Below are 18,175 nucleotides of genomic sequence, written 5' to 3'. Positions count from 1 at the left end.
AGCTGTGGTGGTCCCGGCCTGCCCCTTGGCCTCTCACACCCACTCCACCTGCACCGCAAACAGATACCCCGCGCCATACACCGTCTTGATCAGGCGGGGGTTCTGCGGGTCGTCGTCGAGCTTGCGGCGCAGGCGCGAGATGCGGACGTCGATGCTGCGGTCGAAGGGATCGACGTCGCGTTCGCCGAGGAGCTGTTCGCGCGACAGGATCTTGTTGGGGCGACGCAGCAGGGTGGCGAGGAGGCCGGCCTCGGCTGCGGAAAGCGGGACCTCGCGGCCGTCGGGGGCGAGGAGGGCGTGGCGGTTGGCGTCGAAGGTCCAGCCGGCGAAGCGCGCCGTGCTGCGTTCGCCGGCGCTGTCGGCGCTGGCGGAGCGCTGGTAGCGGCGCAGGATGGAGCGTACGCGAGCGACCAGCTCGCGCGGCTCGAAGGGCTTGACGATGTAGTCGTCGGCGCCGAGCTCGAGACCGAGCACGCGGTCGGTCACGTCGTTGCGGCCGGTCAGGATCAGCACTGCGCACGGGCTGCCGTCCTGTAGCTCGCGCACCACCTGCATGCCGTCCATGTCGGGCAGGCCGAGGTCCACGATGCAGAGGTCGGGGGTGAGCTGGCGCGCGCGCTCGAGCAGCTGACGGCCGGCGCGCATCTGTTCGCAGCGGAAGCCGTATTCGGCCAGGCTCATGCAGATCAGGCGGGCGACCTCGGGGTCGTCCTCGAGCACGAAGATCCGGGCCTGGGAGGGGTCGATCGGGCTCTGGGTCATTGGGGGCGAGGCTCCGTGGTGGTGTTCATGATGCGGGATCGTGCTTCTCCGTCGGCGGCCGGCGCAGTCGGCGACGCGTCTTCGACCCCTGCCGCCGCCCCCGGTTCGGGCCCGAGCAGGGCCGCCAGCGCGCCCGCCAGCGCGGCCTGATCGAAGGGCTTGCGCAGCGTCGGCACGTCGGCGGGGAGCTCGTCGGTCGGCGTCGCCTCGCTGGCGTAGCCGGTCACCAGCAGGATCGGCAGCTGCGGGCGCAGCGTGCGCGCGCGGCGGGCGAGCTCGCGGCCGCCGATGCCGCCCGGCATCACCGTGTCGCTCACCAGCAGCGCGATGTCGTCGACGTTCTGCAGCAGCCCGAGCGCCTCGACGCCGTCGGCGGCCTCGATCACGACGTGGCCCAGGCTGGTGAGCTGCATGCGCACCACCTTGCGCACCTCGGGCTCGTCCTCCACCAGCAGCACCGGGCCGTCGAGCGCGCGCGCGCGGGCCGTCGCGGGCGCTGCGCGCTCGGGGGCAGTCACGGCCGCCGCCGCCGTGGGCAGCACGAAGCGCACGTGCGTGCCGCGCCCCGGCGTGCTGAGGATGCGGATGTTGCCGCCCGACTGGCGTACGAAGCCATACACCATCGACAGGCCCAGCCCGCTGCCGCTGCCGAAGTCCTTGGTGGTGAAGAAGGGCTCGAACACGCGCTGCAGCACGGCCGGCTCGATGCCCTTGCCGGTATCGCCGACGTCGATCTGCACGTAGTCGCCGGCCGCCACCTCGACCACCCCTGCGAGGGCCTCGTCGAGCTGGCGGCGACTCACGCCGATGGTCAGCTCGCCGCCCACGGGCATGGCGTCGCGTGCGTTGATCGCGAGGTTGAGGATCGCGTTTTCGAGCTGGTGCGGGTCGACCAGCGCGTGCACCGGCTCGCCGGGCAGGCGCAGATGGATGCGGATGGTCTCGCCCAGGGTGCGCGCGAGCAGGTGCGTCATGTTGTGCACGAGCGCGCCGACCTCGACCGCGGTGGGGGCGAGCGACTGCCGGCGCGAGAAGGTGAGCAGGCGGCGGATCAGCTCGGCGCCGCGCCGTGCCGCCTGCAGCGAGGGATCGACGAACTCCGCCCCCGGCCCGGCGCCGATGCGCTGCTGCAGTGCGGAGAGGTTGCCGATGATGATGGTGAGCAGGTTGTTGAAGTCGTGCGCCAGCCCGCCGGTGAGCTGGCCCACCGCCTCCATCTTCTGCGCCTGCACCAGCGCGGCCTGGTTGGCCTTCTGTTCCGTGATGTCGGTGGTCATGACGAAGAAGCCCACCACCGTGCGCCCGTCGGTGCCGATCTCGGGCACCACCACGCTGCGTGCATGCAGCGTGCGACCGTCGGTCCCGACGCGACTGTATTCGTAGCACACACGCTCGCCGGTGCGCGCGCGCTCGACCTGCGAGCGGATCTGGGCGTAGGCGTCCTCGCCGACCACCTCGCGAATGCTGCGGCCGACGATCTCGTCCTTCGGATAGCCGAACCATTCGGCGTAGCCGCGGTTGGCGAAGCGGTAGATCTCGCCGCCGTCCACATACGCGATCAGCGCGGGGATGGAGTCGATGATCAGTTGCAGGCGGTGTTCGCTGCGACGCAGCGCGCCGGCGATCTGGTCGATCTCGCTGTTGGCCTGCTCCAGCTCCGCCGTGCGCTCGCGCACGCGCGCTTCGAGCTGCGCGTTCTGCTGCTGGATCAGCGCCTCGTAGCGACGCTGCTCGGTGATGTCGGTCCATAGCGACACGAAACCGAGGTTGGGAATCGGCACCCCGCGTACCGCCAGCACCGTGCCGTTGGGCCGTGCGCGTTCGACGTAGTGCGGCAGGAAGGCCCGTGCCGCCGCCATGCGCTTCGCGACCAGGGTTTCGATGTCGCCTTCGCCGTATTCACCGCGTTCGGCGTTGAAGCGCACGAAGGCCTCGAACGGCGTGCCGACGCGCACCAGCGCCTCAGGGAAATCGAGCAGGCGCACCAGGGCCTTGTTCCAGGTGACGAGCTTGGGCGTGGTGTCGAACACCGCGATGGCCTGGTCGAGCAGATCGAGGCCTGCCAGCAGCAGGTCGTGCCGCCGGAGCTGCTCCGGAGTGAAGGCGGCGGGTTCAGCCTGAGGGGAGGGCGATCTTGCCATGCTCGCGGCAGTCTCCGGTGTGGCGAGTTTCGAGGATCATGAGCGCGATGTTTGCACATCTCGCGTCGCGATGCCTGTGGCGTTCACCGCGGTGGGCGACAAGGCTCCGCGACCTTGTGCCGGGCGGCCTCTCCTCGGCGCGGGCGCGAAAGCTTGACTATCATGGGAATGCATCCGATTCGCCGGCGGGCGGGGCGCGGATGCGAACCGGAAGCGCGGGAGGACGTCATGGTCGTGATCGTATTCCGCACGCGCCTGCGCGCGGGCGTCGACGAGGCGGAACTCGAAGGTGTGGGCGCCCGCATGTTCCAGGTGGCCGCATCCATGCCGGGCTACGTCTCGTACAAGGATTTCGCGGCGGACGATGGCGAGTTCGTTTCCATCGTCGAGTTCGACTCGCTGGAGACCCTCGCCGCATGGCGCGACCACCCCGAGCACCGGGAGATCCAGGCGCGGGGCCGCAGTCGGTACTTCAGCGATTACCGGGTACAGGTGTGCACGACCGTGCGCGAGTACGCCTTCACGCTGGACGGCGGGCGGGTCGAAGGGGCTTTGTGAATGCCGGCGCCGCCCGAGAATCTGCGCGTCTTCGTCGCCTCGCCAGGTGATGTCGCGGCCGAGCGCAAGCTGGCGCTCGAGGTCATCAACGGCATGCAGCGGCGCTGGTTCGCGCGCGGAAAGGTGACGCTCGACACCGTCGAATGGGACGACGACCTTGCCCAGGTGCCGATGGCGGCGTCGGCGACGCCGGAGGATTCGGTCATCGACTACCTGGGCCGGCCGCGGGATTGCGAGCTCACGGTGGTCATCCTGTGGTCCCGCATCGGCACGCGCCTGCCGAACTCGTTCCGCCGTGACGACGGCAGTGCCTTCGAGTCGGGAACCGTCTGGGAACTCGAGGATGCAAGGGATCGCGGCCGCGATGTGTGGGTCTACCGATGCACCCGTCCGCTCGAGATCTCGGGTGATGACCTCAAGGCCCAACGCGTCGACGAAAAGCTCGCGCAGTACAGGGCGGTGGAAGCTTACTTCGTGCGGGCATTCCAGAATCCCGATGGTTCGCTCAAGGGCGGCGTGAACACCTTCGATACGCCGACCAGCTTCGGGAAGGCGCTCGGAGAGCACCTCGAGGCCTTCATCACGCGGCGCATCGATGCCCTGCGGGGCGCGAGTCCGCGTGCGCCCGCGGGCGGGGCGGGCGCAGGGGCGAAGCCCTGGTTGGTGCGCGAGCCCGTGCGCGATTACCACGTGGTGGGGCGCGCGGAGCTCGTCGACCGTGTGTGGCGCAAGCTGCGGGACGGCGTCGACACCAGCCTGCTGTTCCTGCCCGGCGTCGGCAAGACCACGGTCGCGCAGGAACTGCTGCGCGAGCGCGACAAGATCCTCGGGCATTTCGACGGCGTCTTGTGGGCCAATCTCGGCCGGCAACACGTCGACAGCGCGGAGCTGCGTGCATGGGGCGAAGCGCTCGGCATCCCGGCCGAGCGCATGAACAGTTTCGACGACAAGGAGCTTTGGCTGCGTGCGCTGCAGGACGCCATCGGCGACCGCTGCATGCTCGTGGTGCTCGACGACGTGTGGCGCACCGAGGATGCAAGACGCTTCATGGAGCTGGGTCCGCGCTGTGTCTTCCTGTCCACCACGCGCTCGAAGACGGTGGCGAAGGAGCTCGGCGCCGGCGAGCTGGTCCCGGAGCTGGACCCGCCGCAGGCCTTCGGCCTCCTGTGCGAGGTCGCCCCGGGCGCCGTCGAGGCGGATCCGATGGCCGCCAAGGCCCTGCTCGGAACCCTGCAGGGCCTGCCGCTGGCAATCGTGCTGGTGGGCAAGGTCTTGCGCCGGGCGGCGAGCGAAGCGCATGCCGATCCCGCACGCCTGCGCCGCGCCTACGACGAGGTGGCGCAGGCGGGCCGCCGGCTCGGGCTGCTGCGTCCTGAAGACCAGCGCACGCTGGGGGAGGTGATCGAACTGTCCTTCGGCGCGCTGCGCAGCGACGCGGCGCGCGACGCGGCGACCGCGCTGTCCATCTTCCGTCCCAAGCCGAACGCCTTCGGCCGCGACATCGCGCTCGCCGTGGGGGAGGCCGACGAACAGACACTGGAGGACATCGGCGACATCGGGCTGATCGAGCAGGTGGGCAAGGACGTGTTCACGATGCACCGCATCATCGCCGAGTACGCGCGCACCCGCTTGCCCCTGCAGTGCTCGCAGGCGCTGCATCGCAAGGCGCTCGCGTTCTATGCCGAGAAGCTGCGGGGCTCGATCGAGAGCGATCCGGATGCCTATCTGAGCTGGTATCGCCACGAATGGGCGGAGTGGCAGGAGACCAAGGACGCCTGCCTGTACCACACCGCCCACAGCGGCGACTCGGTGGCGGGCGTGCTGGCTTTCCTGCGCGTGTTCTTCGATGCGTTCTGGTGGTGGGGCTACTACCAGCGCTTCCCGTTCTGCGAGCGGCTGGTCGTCGAGTGGAGGCAGCGCGAACTCGACGCGCGGGCGCGTGCCTTGATCGATCAGGTGGCAGCGTTCCAGGATGCCTACCCGGCGGGCCCCGACAAGCGTGCCGGCGGCGACTGGGTGCGCGCCGAGAGCGCGCTGCTCGGGATACGCAAGGCGCTCGGCCTCGATGGCGATGGCCGCCACATCACCGGCGAGGACGCTCGACGGGTGCGTGCCTTCACCGATTTCTTCCTTGCCGAAGCACGGGCCTATGGGCGTGACGAGCGCGACGAGGCCTTGCGCTTCTACGAGGCGGCGCGCTCGCTGTTTCTCGACGACGGCGTGTCCTGGGTCGCGGCCTGGATCGAGTTCTATGTGGCCCAATACCTGCTCGAGCGCGGCGAGTTCGCCGATGCCCGCCCGCATGCCCTGCGTTCCCTGGCCGAGGGCGCCGGCGAGTTTGGCGAGCGGGCGCCGCTCGCGGGGCGCGACTCCGAACTCATCGCCAACGACTATCGCCTGCTCGGCGATCTCGCGCTGGCTGCCGACGAGGTCGACGCGGCTGCCCGTGCCCATGGTCGGGCCACGCTCTACGCCTACGTCTTCCAGGCGATCCCCGAGCCGGTGGACACCTACACGATGGACTTCTATGGCGAGATCGTCGGTCGTGTCGCCGCATCGATCGCGCGCTGCGGATCGGGTGACCAGCGCGGCCGCGCGCTGGCGCTTGCACTCCACGCCTTCTGGCGGCCTTGGCGGACGCATTGCGGCATCGGCGACGAACGCGACGAACTGAATGCAGCGCTGGATGCCGGCGACCCGGGGCGCCTGGCCGCTGCGCTGTTCCCGCCCGCCCCGGCGGTGGACGCGTTCGACTTCATCGACCAGGCGGCATCCTACAGTCGCGCCGTGCTCGCGGTGGTGCCCTCGTTCGTGCACGAGCTGGGCCCGCTCGACGAGTTCATGGCGGAGGTGGTCAGGACCCTGGCGGGCGGAGTGGGAGCGGACGGCACAGCGCTTGCTGGGCATGCGCCCCTGTATCGCATCGACGCCCGCAAGGGGCGACTCCAGCTATGCCTCGGTCGGACCGAATTCGCGTGATCGCTGCCGTCCGGCGGTGACACGGGGGGTTGGGGCAGGGCGCCTGTCCGGACCGGCAGACGCCGCGGGAAGACCGTCGTTGCCCGCCAGCCGGTGCCGGAACTGCTCCGGCGACATGCCGCTCCAGGCGACGAAGGCGCGGTAGAAGGTGGACGGGTCGGCGTAGCCGAGCTCGGCCGCGATGCGGGCGATGGGCTGGCGGGTCTTGGCCAGGCGCGCATAGGCGATGTCGCGGCGGGTGGCCTCCTTGATGTTGCGGAATCCCGAGCCCTCATCCTCCAGCCGCCGGTGCAGGGTGCGCGGCGACACGTGCAGGCGCTCGGCGACCTCTTCGAGCGAAAGGTTCTGCGGCAGCGCGTCGCGCAGGATGTCGCGCACGCGGAAGACCATCTCGCGGTCGCGCCGGTAGAGGGTGGTGATCTTTCCCGGTGCGCCCTCGAGGAAGCCGACCAGCGCCGCCTCGTCGCGGCGCAGCGGCAGCGCCAGCAGGTTGGCCTGCAGGCGGGCGGCCAGCTGCGGCGCGTCGAAGCTCGAATGCTCGGTGTAGACGAGCGCGTAGTCGTCCGCATGGGCCGGGCGTGCGTAAGGGAAGGCGACCGCGTCGAGCGCCAGGCCGCGGCCGACGAACCAGCTCGCCACGCCGTGCAGCAGGCGCAGCAGCCATTCGTAGGCGAACACGCGCGCCGGGGCGTCGAGCCCGGGGCCGAGGCTGCCGCCGTCGTCCAGCAGCAACTCGGCGCGCGCGCCGTCCACCCGCAGCTCAATGCGGAAGGCGGGCAACACGATGCGCAGGAAGCGGATCGCGCGCAGCAGGGCCTCGCCCAGCGTGGGCGCGCCGAGCAGTGCGCGGCAGAGGAACTCGAAGCTGCCCGGGCGCATCGGCTCCGGGAGCAGGCCGAAGGCCTCGTCTTCAAGTGCCTCCACGCACAGGTTGTAGAGCAGGGCGTAGCGCTCGACTGGGATGCGCGTGTCGGTTTCTGCAAGGTCGATCCCGGCGCGTGCGAGCAGCGGCGCCCCATCGAGTCCGCGCCGCTGCAGCCCGGCCAGCATGCCGGTGACGAAGCCGGGCGCGACCGTGGCGCGGCTACGGCGGGGGATCGCTGAAGCGGAAAGGCTGGGAGTCGACAGGGCGGGCTCCTGGCTTGGGTGGAGGGATCGAGCCGGCGCTGCGCAGAGGCTTCGCGACGCTGCGCTGTGCAGGCGCGGCACACGTTGCGATTTCCGCATCCGGTGCCTGCCGTCGTCATCGTCCGCGGTAGCGCTGCAATCGCGACTTGCGTCGCTCCCACGGGAAAGCGGCAACCGGCAAGCCGCCGAGCGCGCCATCGGTTGCTCGATTTGGCGGATTTTGCACGATCCTCGTCGGCAAGCGCAATGGCAAAGGCGTGAAGACCCTTCTAATATTGCAGGGATGTTCACACCCACCTGGAGACGAACGACATGACCGATCTGAGCGTTGCGCACAAGCTGTCGCCCTACAAGCCGAAGAACAAGGTGCGTTTCGTCACCGCTGCCGCGCTGTTCGACGGCCATGACGCGTCCATCAACATCATGCGCCGCATCCTGCAGTCGACCGGCTCCGAGGTCATCCACCTCGGTCACAACCGCTCGGTCGGCGAGATCGTCAATGCGGCGCTGCAGGAGGACGTGCAGGGCATCGCGATCACCTCCTACCAGGGTGGTCACGTCGAGTTCTTCAAGTACATGATCGACCTGCTGCGCGCCAACGGCGGCGAGAACATCAAGGTCTTCGGCGGCGGTGGCGGCGTGATCGTGCCGGCCGAGATCAAGGAACTCCACGAGTACGGCGTCACCCACATCTTCTCGCCCGAAGACGGCGCCAAGATGGGCCTTCAGGGCATGATCAACAGCGTCGTCGAGCGCTGCGACGTCGACGTCGCCAAGGCCGCGCCGCAGAAGGCCGATGCGGTGCTCAAGGCGCTCGCCGCCGGCGATCGCCGCGCGCTCGCGCAGATCATCACCGCGCTGGAGAACGGCGGCTACGGCGACGAGGTCAAGAAGGCGCTGATCGAGGCCGCGGCCAAGACCAAGGTGCCGACGCTCGGCATCACCGGCACCGGCGGCGCGGGCAAGTCCTCGCTGACCGACGAGCTGGTGCGCCGCTTCCGCCTCGACCAGGACGACAAGCTCAAGCTCGCCATCGTCTCCATCGACCCCTCGCGCAAGCGCACCGGCGGCGCGCTGCTCGGCGACCGCATCCGCATGAACGCGATCGAGCACGCCAACATCTACATGCGCTCGCTCGCCACCCGCGACACCGGCTCGGAAGTCTCCGCCGCGCTGCCCGAAGTCATCGCCGCGTGCAAGCTCGCGGGCTTCGACCTCGTCATCGTCGAGACCTCCGGCATCGGCCAGGGCAACGCCGCGATCGTGCCCTTCGTCGATCTGTCGCTGTACGTCATGACCCCGGAGTTCGGTGCCGCCAGCCAGCTCGAGAAGATCGACATGCTCGACTTCGCCGACTTCGTCGCCATCAACAAGTTCGACCGCAAGGGCGCGCTGGACGCGCTGCGCGACGTTGCCAAGCAGTACCAGCGCAACCGCGAGCTGTTCAACCAGCGCCCCGAAGAGATGCCGGTGTTCGGCACCATGGCCGCGCGCTTCAATGACGACGGCGTCACCGCGCTCTATCAGGCCGTGCTGCCGGCGCTCGTCGGCAAGGGCCTCAAGGTCGCCAAGAGCAAGCTGCCGGTGGTCAAGGTGCGCGCCTCGTCCGAAGGTCGCGCCATCGTCCCCGCCGACCGCACGCGCTACCTCGCCGAGATCGCCGACACCGTGCGCGGCTACCACAAGCACATCGAGCAGCAGGCTCGCGTCGCGCGCGAGCGCCAGTCGCTGAAGATCGCCAAGGGCCTCTTCGAGCAGTGCGGCAAGGACGCGGGCTCGTTCGCGGAACTCATCGACTGGAAGGACGGCGAGCTCACCCCGGCCGCGAAGAAGCTGCTCGACATGTGGCCGAAGACGCGCGAGCTCTACGCCGCCGACGAGTACGTGGTGAAGATCCGCGACAAGGAGATCCGCACCCAGCTCACCAGCACCTCGCTGTCGGGCAGCAAGATCCGCAAGGTGGCGCTGCCGAATTTCGAGGACGCGGGCGAGACGCTCAAGTTCCTGATGAAGGAGAACGTCCCCGGCTCCTTCCCCTACACCGCCGGCGTGTTCGCGTTCAAGCGCGAGGGCGAGGACCCCACCCGCATGTTCGCCGGCGAGGGCGATGCCTTCCGCACCAATCGCCGCTTCAAGAAGGTGTCCGAGGGCATGCCGGCGCACCGCCTGTCCACCGCCTTCGACTCGGTCACCCTGTACGGCTGCGATCCCGACCTGCGTCCGGACATCTACGGCAAGATCGGCAACTCCGGCGTGTCGATCGCCACGCTCGACGACATGAAGGTGCTGTACGACGGCTTCGACCTGTGCTGCCCGACCACCTCGGTGTCGATGACGATCAACGGCCCGGCGCCGATCATCCTGGCCTTCTTCTTCAACACCGCGCTCGACCAGCAGGTGACCAAGTTCAAGGCCGACAACGGCCGCGAGCCCACCGAGGACGAGCTGCAGAAGATCAAGGAGTGGACGCTGTCGACCGTGCGCGGCACCGTGCAGGCCGACATCCTGAAGGAAGACCAGGGCCAGAACACCTGCATCTTCAGTACCGAGTTCGCGCTCAAGATGATGGGCGACATCCAGGAGTACTTCGTTCATCACGACGTCAAGAACTTCTATTCGGTATCGATCTCCGGCTATCACATCGCCGAAGCCGGCGCCAACCCGATCAGCCAGCTCGCCTTCACGCTGTCGAACGGCTTCACCTACGTGGAGTCCTACCTCGCGCGCGGCATGCACATCGACGACTTCGCGCCCAACCTGTCCTTCTTCTTCAGCAACGGCATGGACCCGGAGTACTCGGTGATCGGCCGCGTCGCCCGCCGCATCTGGGCGGTGGCGATGAAGAACAAGTACGGCGCCAACGAGCGCAGCCAGAAGCTGAAGTACCACGTGCAGACCTCCGGCCGCTCGCTGCACGCGCAGGAGATGGACTTCAACGACATCCGCACCACGCTGCAGGCGCTGATCGCGATCTACGACAACTGCAACTCGCTGCATACCAACGCCTACGACGAAGCGATCACCACGCCGACCGAGGAGTCCGTGCGGCGTGCGATGGCGATCCAGCTCATCATCAACCGCGAGTGGGGCCTGGCCAAGAACGAGAACCCCAACCAGGGCGCCTTCATCATCGAGGAGCTCACCGACCTCGTCGAGGAAGCCGTGTTGAAGGAGTTCGAGGCCATCGCGTCGCGTGGCGGCGTGCTCGGTGCCATGGAGACCGGCTACCAGCGCGGCAAGATCCAGGAGGAGTCGCTCTACTACGAGCACAAGAAGCACGACGGCTCCTACCCGATCATCGGCGTGAACACCTTCCTCAATCCGAAGGGCCAGGCGCAGCAGGAGATCGAGCTCGCCCGTTCGACCGAGGAGGAGAAGCAGGGCCAGTTGAAGCGCCTTGCCGACTTCCACGCCCGCAACAAGGACCAGGCGCCCAAGTGGCAGGCCAAGCTGCAGCAGGCCGTCATCGACAACACCAACGTGTTCGAGGTGCTGGTCGATGCGGTGCGCTACTGCTCGCTGGGGCAGATCACCGAGGCGCTGTACAAGGTGGGCGGGCAGTACCGCCGCAGCATGTAATCACGCTGCAATCGCGACTCGCGTCGCTCCTACGGAAAACCTCCGCGCTTCGGGAGGTGGCGGAAGGAGCAACGCGAGTCGCGATATGTGGGAGCGACGCAAGTCGCGATCGTGCGGTGTGTGACAATGGCGGCCGTCCCCGAACGCGCCCGCAGCCATGAACCTCACCACCCCCGCCTTGCTCTTCCCGGCGATCTCGCTGCTGCTGCTCGCCTACACCAACCGCTTCCTCACGCTTGCCCAGGTGATCCGCCAGCTCAACGCCTCGCCCGATCGCGGCGCCGCGCTGGTGCAGTGCCAGCTCCCCGGGCTCAAGCGCCGGATCACCCTCACCCAGTACATGCAAGGCTTTGGCGTGCTGAGCTTCCTGCTCTGCGCGCTGTCCATGCTCGCGCTCTTCCTCGAGGCCGAGGTGGCCGGCAAATGGATGTTCGGCACCAGCATCGTGACGCTCGCGGTGTCGTTGGTGCTTTCGCTGGTCGAGGTGTTGTTGTCGACCGAGGCGCTGTCGCTGGTCGTCCGCGACCTGGAGCAGGCGAAGCGGGAAGGGGGGACGCCTTGCTCCTGACGTCGTGCCCCTGTGCGTCGCCTCCTGCGCGGCATCGCCTCACCGGCTTGTCAGCTTGAGCTCGATGCGGCGGTTGCGCGTGTAGGCTTCCTCGGTGCTGCGCGCATCGAGCGGGTGGAACTCCCCGTAGCCGGTCGCGGCCAGGCGCTCGGGCGGGATGCCCTGGCCGCGCAGGAACTTGACGATGGCGAGGGCGCGGGCGGTCGATAGCTCCCAGTTCGACGGGAAGCGGGCGGTGGCGATCGGGCGGCGGTCGGTGTGGCCGTCCACCTGCAGGACCCAGGGCAGGTCCTTGGGCATGTCGGCGGACAGCGTCTTCAGCGTCTCGGCCAGGCGGGTGAGCTGGACCATGCCGTCGGCGCTGACCTCGTCCGAGGCGGAGGCGAACAGCACCTCGCTGGAGAAGACGAAGCGGTCGCCGACGATCTGCACGTCCTTGCGCTTGCCGAGCACCTCCTGCAGGCGGCCGAAGAACTCGGAGCGGTAACGTGCGAGTTCCTTGACGCGGCCGGCAAGCGCCAGGTTGAGCTCGCGGCCGAGCTCCTCGAGCTTCAGATCCTTGTCCTTGGCCGCGAGCTTGGCGGCGTCGAGTGCCGCATTGAGCTGCTCGAGTTGCTCGCGCACCGCGGCGAGCTGGCGATTGAGCAACTCGACCTGGGCGATCGCGGCGGCGGACATCTCCTTGTGTTCCTTCAGGCCGCGCTCCGAGGTGTCGAGTGCGCTCGCCAGGCGGGCGGCCTCGGCCTCGAGCTCGGTCTTCAGGCGCTGCAGGGCCTCGATGTCGGCAACGATGCGGGTGGCCTCCTCGCGGCGGCTGCGCGCCTCGTCCTGGGCGGCGTGGAGCTCGTCGCGCGCGGCGAGCAGCTCGTTGCCGCGCGCTTCGCTCTCGCGCCGGGCGGCGCTCAGCGAGGCCGAGAGCTCGCCGACCTCGGCCTCCGCTCGTTGGCGCGCGCTCTGTTCCAGGCTCAGTGTCCTGGCGAGGGTGGCGAGCTCGGCCTCGAGCTGGGCGAGCGCGCGGTCGCGGCCGCTCACCGCGTCGGCGAGCACGAACTGGCCGATGACGAAGATCAGGATCACGAACACCATCACCATCAGCAGCGAGGCGAGGGCGTCGACGAAGCCGGGCCAGAAATCCAGCGGCCGGCGGCGGGCGAGTCGGGCCATGGCTCAGTCCGCCTTGCTGCCGGCGGCGCCACCGAGCGCGGCGCCGATGGTGCGCGACAGCAGGCGCAGCTCGGCGCGCAGGTCCTCGGTGAATTGCGCGCCCTGTGCGGGCTGCTGGGCGAGCTGGCGCAACAGCGCGCGCAGTTCGTCCTGCGTGGTGGACAGCGTGGACAGGTCGCGTGATTCGCGCCCGATGAGATCGGCCAGGCGGGTGAGCTGGGCGTTGAGCTCGCCGAGGTGCTCGGCGGTGGCGCGGCGCTCGCGCTCGGATTCGGCCGCCGAGCGCTGCATGCGTTCGATGCCCTCGGCGGTCTGCTCGAGCAGGGCCTGGACGTAGGCGGGCACGTTGCCCTCGCCCTCGGCGCCGACGCCGGAGGGCAGCTTGGTCATGTGCGAGAGCCAGTCCTCGAGCTCGTTGTAGAAGCGGTTCTGCGCATGCCCGGACTGCAGATCGAGGAAGCCGACCACGAGCGAGCCGGCCAGGCCGAAGAGCGAGGTCGAGAAGCTGGTGGCCATGCCGCCGAGCGGCGCGTCGAGCTTGGCCTTGAGCGCCTCGAACATGGCGACGGGATCGCTGCCGACGCTCAGGCTGCCGATGATCTCGCCGATGGACCGGATGGTGGCGAGCAGGCCCCAGAAGGTGCCGAGCAGGCCGAGGAAGATCAGCAGGCCGATCAGGTAGCGCGAGAGGTCGCGCTGCTCCTCGAGGCGGATCTGCACGCCGTCGAGGATGGAGCGGGTGGAGGCCGGCGACAGGTGGGCCTGGCCGCGACGGCGGTTGGAGAGCACACGTGCCATCGGGGCGAGCAGCACCGGCTGCAGGCCGGTGGCCGAGCCGCCGCCGGCGCTGTGCTGGAATTCCTCGATCCACAGCACCTCACGCTGCAGCCGCCACACCTGGCGCAGATTGACTGCGATGCCGACCGCGAGGACGAAGAGGATCACGCCGTTGAATGCGGCGTTGGCGATGAAGGCGTGCTTGAGTTGCGGGACCAGGGCGGCGGCGAGCGCGGCGACGAGGGCGAGAAACACGGCCATCCAGGTCGTGACATGGACGGGTCTGGTGAAATCCTTGCGTTCCATCGGGTGTTTTTCCGGAGCTTTGGGTGACGAGTGCCCATTCGGGGTCGCGTGGCGACTGCGAGTCTAGCGCGAACCGCGTTAAATGGCGGAGTCGTGATCTATGTCATGGGATGAGGGGCGGTGGGCTCGCTATCTTCGAGCCTTTTGCTGACTCGGACCCGATCCGCGATCGGGAGAGGTGTTGCCCGGTGTCGACCGTGAGACCCGTTTGCATCGCCGCGATCGCGGCGATGAGCTTGTGCGCGACGAGCGCCGCCGCGCTGGCGGCAGGACGGCCTGTGCAGGCCGACGCCCCGCGCTGGAGCGCGAGCGGCTTCGGCACGCTCGGCGCCGCCTGGCACGACGAGGACGATACGCAGTTCCGCCGCAGCGTGGACCAGCATCGTGGCACGCGTGCGAACGAACTCGACTTCGGTGTCGACAGCTCGCTCGGCCTGCAGGTGCACGGTGCGTTGACGCCGCAGTGGTCGGTCATGGCGCAGGCGGTCATGAACCAGGGGCGCCACGGCGAGTGGGGACCGCACCTGGTATGGGGCTTCGTCAAGCACGTGCCCAGCGACTGGCTCGAACTGCGCGCCGGTCGCCTGGTCACCGATATCTACCTCGACGGCGACTCGCGCCACGTCGGCTACGCCTACACGCCGGTGAGGCCGTATGCCGACGTGTACGGCCGTCTGACCTATGACAACTTCGACGGCCTGGATGCGACCCTCCAGCACGCGCTCGGCGACGGCCTGCTGCGCTTCAAGCTGTTCGGCGGGCGTACGCGCGGCAGCGTGTTCCTGAACGGGATGGAGCATCCGGTGCCGATCGGCCGCAGCTTCGGCGTCACCCTGGACTGGATCGGGCCGGAACTGAGCCTGAAACTGTCCTGGGGCAACATGGTGTCCACGCGCAACGCCATCTATCGGGAGCTGCCGTTCACGCTGCGTCATCTCGCGAGCCTGGCCCCGGGGACGGAATTCGCAGGGCAGGCCGTGGCCCGTGCATCCGAGATCGCGGGGTCCAACCGGATCGGTTACCTGGGGGCGGCGCTCGGCTGGGAGCGCGGACCGTTCTCGCTGCAGCTCATGGCCACCGACATGTCGATGTCCGTGTACCCGCGCTTCGAAGGTTGGGGGGCGGGGGCGACCGCCGCCTATCGGGTCGGGCGCTGGAAGCCTTACCTTACCGGCTCGCGCAGCATCCTCGATCCTGTCGATCGGGCCCTCGACGTGCCGCCGGCGTTGGACCCCGCGGGCCAGCTGCGCGGTTTCTGGCAGACCGTCCACGGCTACACCCGCCACGACCAGACCACCATCGGCGTGGGCGTGCGCTATGACTTCGCCGACAACATGGCCTTGAAGCTGCAGTTCGATCGCATCGACGCGAAGCGTTCCTCCGCGCTGCTCGACGATCGTGGTTTCGTCACCGGCCCGCGCTCGCCGACGGTGTTTTCCGCAACGCTGGATTTCGTCTTCTGAGCGTCCGGCCATGCGAATCCATACGCTCGTCGCTGCGCTCCTCGTGCTGCTGCTCCCGACGCACGACGTGGCGGCCGAGGAACTCGTCCTCATCGTCAATCGCGACAGCGGCATCTCCGCCCTGAGTCGCGAGCAGGCCAGCCATCTCTTCCTCGGGCGCGTGAAGATGCTGCCTTCGGGGGCGCGTGCCAACGTGGTCGAAGTGGAACCGTTGCGCGCAAGCTTCTATCGCCGCCTGCTCGGGCGCGACATCGCCGAGATCAACGCGTACTGGGCGCGATTGCAGTTCTCCGGGCGGACACAACCGCCGCTGCGGGTCGCCGACAGCGCGGCCGCGATTTCGCGGGTCGCCCAGGATCCGGATGCGATCGCGTTCGTCGATCTCGTCCCCGACGATCCCCGCGCGCGGGTGGTGCTGCGCCTTGGTCCCTGAGCCCGCCGTCGGCCGGCTGGTGGGGGGCGGCATCGCCGCGATCGGTAGCGCCAAGCGGGTCGGGCGTGGCGTCACGCGCGGGATCGGCCGACAGGCCGGCAAGTCGCAGTACGGCTTCGCGTTCCCGGTCTGAGGGCCGGCCGCGGGTACGCAGGCGGCCTGCAACAATTCAGTACATTCCACAAACAGTTGCGCAAAAGTGGCTTGCCACACTCCAGCCTGAACTGGAACGGACGCGTTCGCGCGTCCCGCCCGGGCCCTGACAAAAAGCACCAGGGGCCCGGGTGCGGAGACAGACAGGACAAGACCAAAGGAGGAGTGTGGCATGGACACACGCACGAGCGCGTCCGAGCCCGGACAGGGCGGAGCAGGGCCGGATACCTTTCCGCGCTGGCTGATGCACCACGCCAAGGCGCGCCCCCAGCAGCCGGCGATGCGCGAGAAGGAATACGGCATCTGGCAGACCTATACCTGGGCGCAAGTGGCCGAGAACGTGCGCGCGATCGCCTGCGGGCTGGCGCAGCTCGGCTTCAAGCGCGGCGACCGCCTCGCGGTGGTGGGCGACAACCGCCCGCGGTTGTACTGGTCGGTGGCGGCCTGCCAGTGCCTGGGCGGCATCCCGGTGATGATGTACCAGGACGCGGTGGCCCAGGAGATGGCCTACGTGCTGCAGGACGCCGAGATCAAGTTCGCCGTGGTCGAGGACCAGGAGCAGGTGGACAAGATGGTCGAGATCCAGCCCGATGCGCCGCTGCTCGCGCATGTGATCTACGACGACCCCCGTGGCATGCGCCATTACACCCAGACCCTGCTGATGGGCCTGGACGAGCTGCAGGAGATGGGGCGCATCCACGACCGCAACCAGCCTGATTTCCTCGACGGCGAGATCGACAAGGGCGCCTCCGACGACATCTCGATCATGCTGTACACCTCGGGCACCACCGGCAAGCCCAAGGGCGTGTGCCAGACCCATGGCGCGTTCATCGCCGCGGCGCGCGGCGCGATCCAGTTCGACAAGCTCACCGACAAGGAGGACATCCTGTCCTACCTGCCGATGGCCTGGGTGGGCGACCACCTGTTCTCGTTCGCGCAGGCCACGGTGGCGGGCTTCACGATCAACTGCCCGGAGTCGGGCGAGACGGTGATGAACGATCTGCGCGAGATCGGACCCACCTATTACTTCGCCCCGCCGCGCGTGTTCGAGAACCTGCTGACCCAGGTGATGATCCGCATGGAAGACGCCGGCAGCCTCAAGCGCAAGATCTTCCATCACTTCATGGACGTGGCGCGGCGCTGCGGCGCCGACATCCTGGATGGCAAGCCGGTGTCGGGTGGCGATCGCTTCCAGTACTGGCTGGGCAACCTGCTGGTGTATGGGCCGCTGAAGAACGTGCTCGGCATGAGCCGCATCCGCGTGGCCTATACGGCCGGCGCGGCGATCGGGCCCGACCTGTTCCGCTTCTACCGCTCGATCGGCATCAACCTCAAGCAGCTCTACGGCCAGACCGAGACCTGCGCCTACGTGTGCCTGCAGCCCGACGGCGAGATCAAGCTGGATTCGGTCGGCAAGCCGGCACCCTTCGTCGAGGTCAAGCTCGCCGACAACGGCGAGATCCTGGTCAAGGGGCCGATGCTGCTCAAGGCCTACTACAAGCGCCCCGACGCGACCGCCGAGTCGATCAACGCCGATGGCTACTTCATGACCGGCGACGCCGGCTTCTTCGACGCCGACGGCCACCTGAAGATCATCGACCGTGCCAAGGACGTCGGCAAGATGGCCGACGGCACGATGTTCGCGCCCAACTACATCGAGAACAAGCTCAAGTTCTTCCAGCACATCAAGGAGGCGGTGACCTTCGGTGCCGGCAAGGAATTCGCTACCGCCTTCATCAACATCGACCTCGAGGCGGTGGGCAACTGGGCCGAGAAGAAGGGCATGGCCTACTCCGGCTACACCGACCTCGCCCAGCAGGCTGCGGTGTACGAGCTGATCCGCGACTGCGTCGAGAAGGTCAACGCCGACCTCGCCGCCGACCCCAACATGAGCGGCTCGCAGATCAAGCGCTTCCTGATCCTGCACAAGGAGCTCGACGCCGACGACGGCGAGCTCACGCGCACGCGCAAGGTACGGCGCAATTTCATCGCCGAGAAGTACGGCGTGCTGATCGAGGCGATGTTCGAAGGCCGCAAGACCCAGTTCATCGAGACCCAGGTCAAGTACGAGGACGGCCGCACCGGCAAGGTCTCGGCCGACCTGCGCATCGAGGAGGTGAAGACCTTCGCGCCGCAGGCCGGCAAGCGCGCGGCCTGAGGGGAC

At 68.4% G+C, this 18,175-nt stretch carries 13 protein-coding genes; 8 read left to right on the top strand and 5 right to left on the bottom strand.

Annotated features, from left to right (window positions below; all coding sequences use genetic code 11):
- Nucleotides 1-33 precede the first annotated feature (33 nt).
- Nucleotides 34-762: a response regulator transcription factor gene (locus TMZ1T_RS16300; protein ID WP_004325957.1), complete on the bottom strand. Its 729-nt coding sequence runs from the start codon at nt 760-762 to the stop codon at nt 34-36.
- On the bottom strand, nt 759-2,903 hold the full coding sequence (locus TMZ1T_RS16295) for a PAS-domain containing protein (RefSeq protein WP_012585929.1): 2,145 nt from the start codon (nt 2,901-2,903) through the stop codon (nt 759-761). Before TMZ1T_RS16295 ends, TMZ1T_RS16300 begins: the two co-directional genes overlap by 4 nt.
- Nucleotides 2,904-3,131: 228 nt before the next feature.
- Between TMZ1T_RS16295 and TMZ1T_RS16290 the strand changes: the two genes are divergently transcribed.
- Together TMZ1T_RS16290 and TMZ1T_RS16285 are read left to right on the top strand one after the other, a co-directional pair.
- Entirely contained in the window at nt 3,132-3,461 is a 330-nt protein-coding gene (locus tag TMZ1T_RS16290; RefSeq protein ID WP_004298368.1) for an antibiotic biosynthesis monooxygenase family protein, read from the top strand.
- Entirely contained in the window at nt 3,462-6,440 is a 2,979-nt protein-coding gene (locus TMZ1T_RS16285; RefSeq protein ID WP_012585928.1) for an NB-ARC domain-containing protein, read from the top strand. It begins immediately after the preceding gene.
- Here TMZ1T_RS16285 and TMZ1T_RS16280 read toward each other — a convergent pair.
- A complete protein-coding gene (locus TMZ1T_RS16280) occupies nt 6,411-7,490 on the bottom strand; it encodes an AraC family transcriptional regulator (protein ID WP_004298370.1) in 1,080 nt (359 codons plus the stop codon). The two genes, TMZ1T_RS16285 and TMZ1T_RS16280, sit on opposite strands and share 30 nt — an antisense overlap.
- A 390-nt stretch (nt 7,491-7,880) precedes the next feature.
- Between TMZ1T_RS16280 and icmF the strand changes: the two genes are divergently transcribed.
- On the top strand, nt 7,881-11,147 hold the full coding sequence (gene icmF / locus TMZ1T_RS16275; protein ID WP_004298371.1) for a fused isobutyryl-CoA mutase/GTPase IcmF: 3,267 nt from the start codon (nt 7,881-7,883) through the stop codon (nt 11,145-11,147).
- 157 nt (nt 11,148-11,304) lie between these two features.
- Nucleotides 11,305-11,715: a DUF2721 domain-containing protein gene (locus TMZ1T_RS16270; protein ID WP_004298372.1), complete on the top strand. Its 411-nt coding sequence runs from the start codon at nt 11,305-11,307 to the stop codon at nt 11,713-11,715.
- A gap of 39 nt (nt 11,716-11,754) precedes the next feature.
- On the opposite strand, the gene TMZ1T_RS16265 is transcribed toward TMZ1T_RS16270, so the two are convergent.
- On the bottom strand, nt 11,755-12,879 hold the full coding sequence (locus TMZ1T_RS16265; protein ID WP_004298373.1) for a peptidoglycan -binding protein: 1,125 nt from the start codon (nt 12,877-12,879) through the stop codon (nt 11,755-11,757).
- Between the two features lie 3 nt (nt 12,880-12,882).
- Nucleotides 12,883-13,962, bottom strand: a complete 1,080-nt coding sequence (locus tag TMZ1T_RS16260) for a hypothetical protein (protein WP_004298374.1) — start codon at nt 13,960-13,962, stop codon at nt 12,883-12,885.
- A gap of 197 nt (nt 13,963-14,159) precedes the next feature.
- Between TMZ1T_RS16260 and TMZ1T_RS16255 the strand changes: the two genes are divergently transcribed.
- From TMZ1T_RS16255 to TMZ1T_RS16245, 4 genes are all read left to right on the top strand, one after another.
- Nucleotides 14,160-15,425 (top strand): signal protein, encoded by a 1,266-nt coding sequence (locus TMZ1T_RS16255; protein ID WP_261788997.1) that lies wholly within the window; start codon nt 14,160-14,162, stop codon nt 15,423-15,425.
- A 43-nt stretch (nt 15,426-15,468) separates the two neighbouring features.
- The gene (locus TMZ1T_RS16250) at nt 15,469-15,858 is read left to right on the top strand and encodes a hypothetical protein (RefSeq protein ID WP_231570696.1); all 390 of its coding nucleotides are present in this window, start codon (nt 15,469-15,471) and stop codon (nt 15,856-15,858) included.
- Nucleotides 15,848-15,991 carry a hypothetical protein gene (locus TMZ1T_RS21370; RefSeq protein WP_156147806.1) on the top strand — a complete coding sequence of 48 codons (144 nt, stop codon included), beginning with the start codon at nt 15,848-15,850 and terminating at the stop codon, nt 15,989-15,991. Before TMZ1T_RS16250 ends, TMZ1T_RS21370 begins: the two co-directional genes overlap by 11 nt.
- A gap of 192 nt (nt 15,992-16,183) precedes the next feature.
- Nucleotides 16,184-18,169 (top strand): AMP-dependent synthetase/ligase, encoded by a 1,986-nt coding sequence (locus TMZ1T_RS16245; RefSeq protein WP_012585925.1) that lies wholly within the window; start codon nt 16,184-16,186, stop codon nt 18,167-18,169.
- The last annotated feature ends 6 nt before the right edge of the window (nt 18,170-18,175 follow it).

This window comes from Thauera aminoaromatica, assembly GCF_000021765.1.
GTDB lineage: Bacteria > Pseudomonadota > Gammaproteobacteria > Burkholderiales > Rhodocyclaceae > Thauera > Thauera aminoaromatica.
Note: the sequence above shows the minus strand (reverse complement) of the source record. Positions and strands in the feature narration are given on the sequence as shown.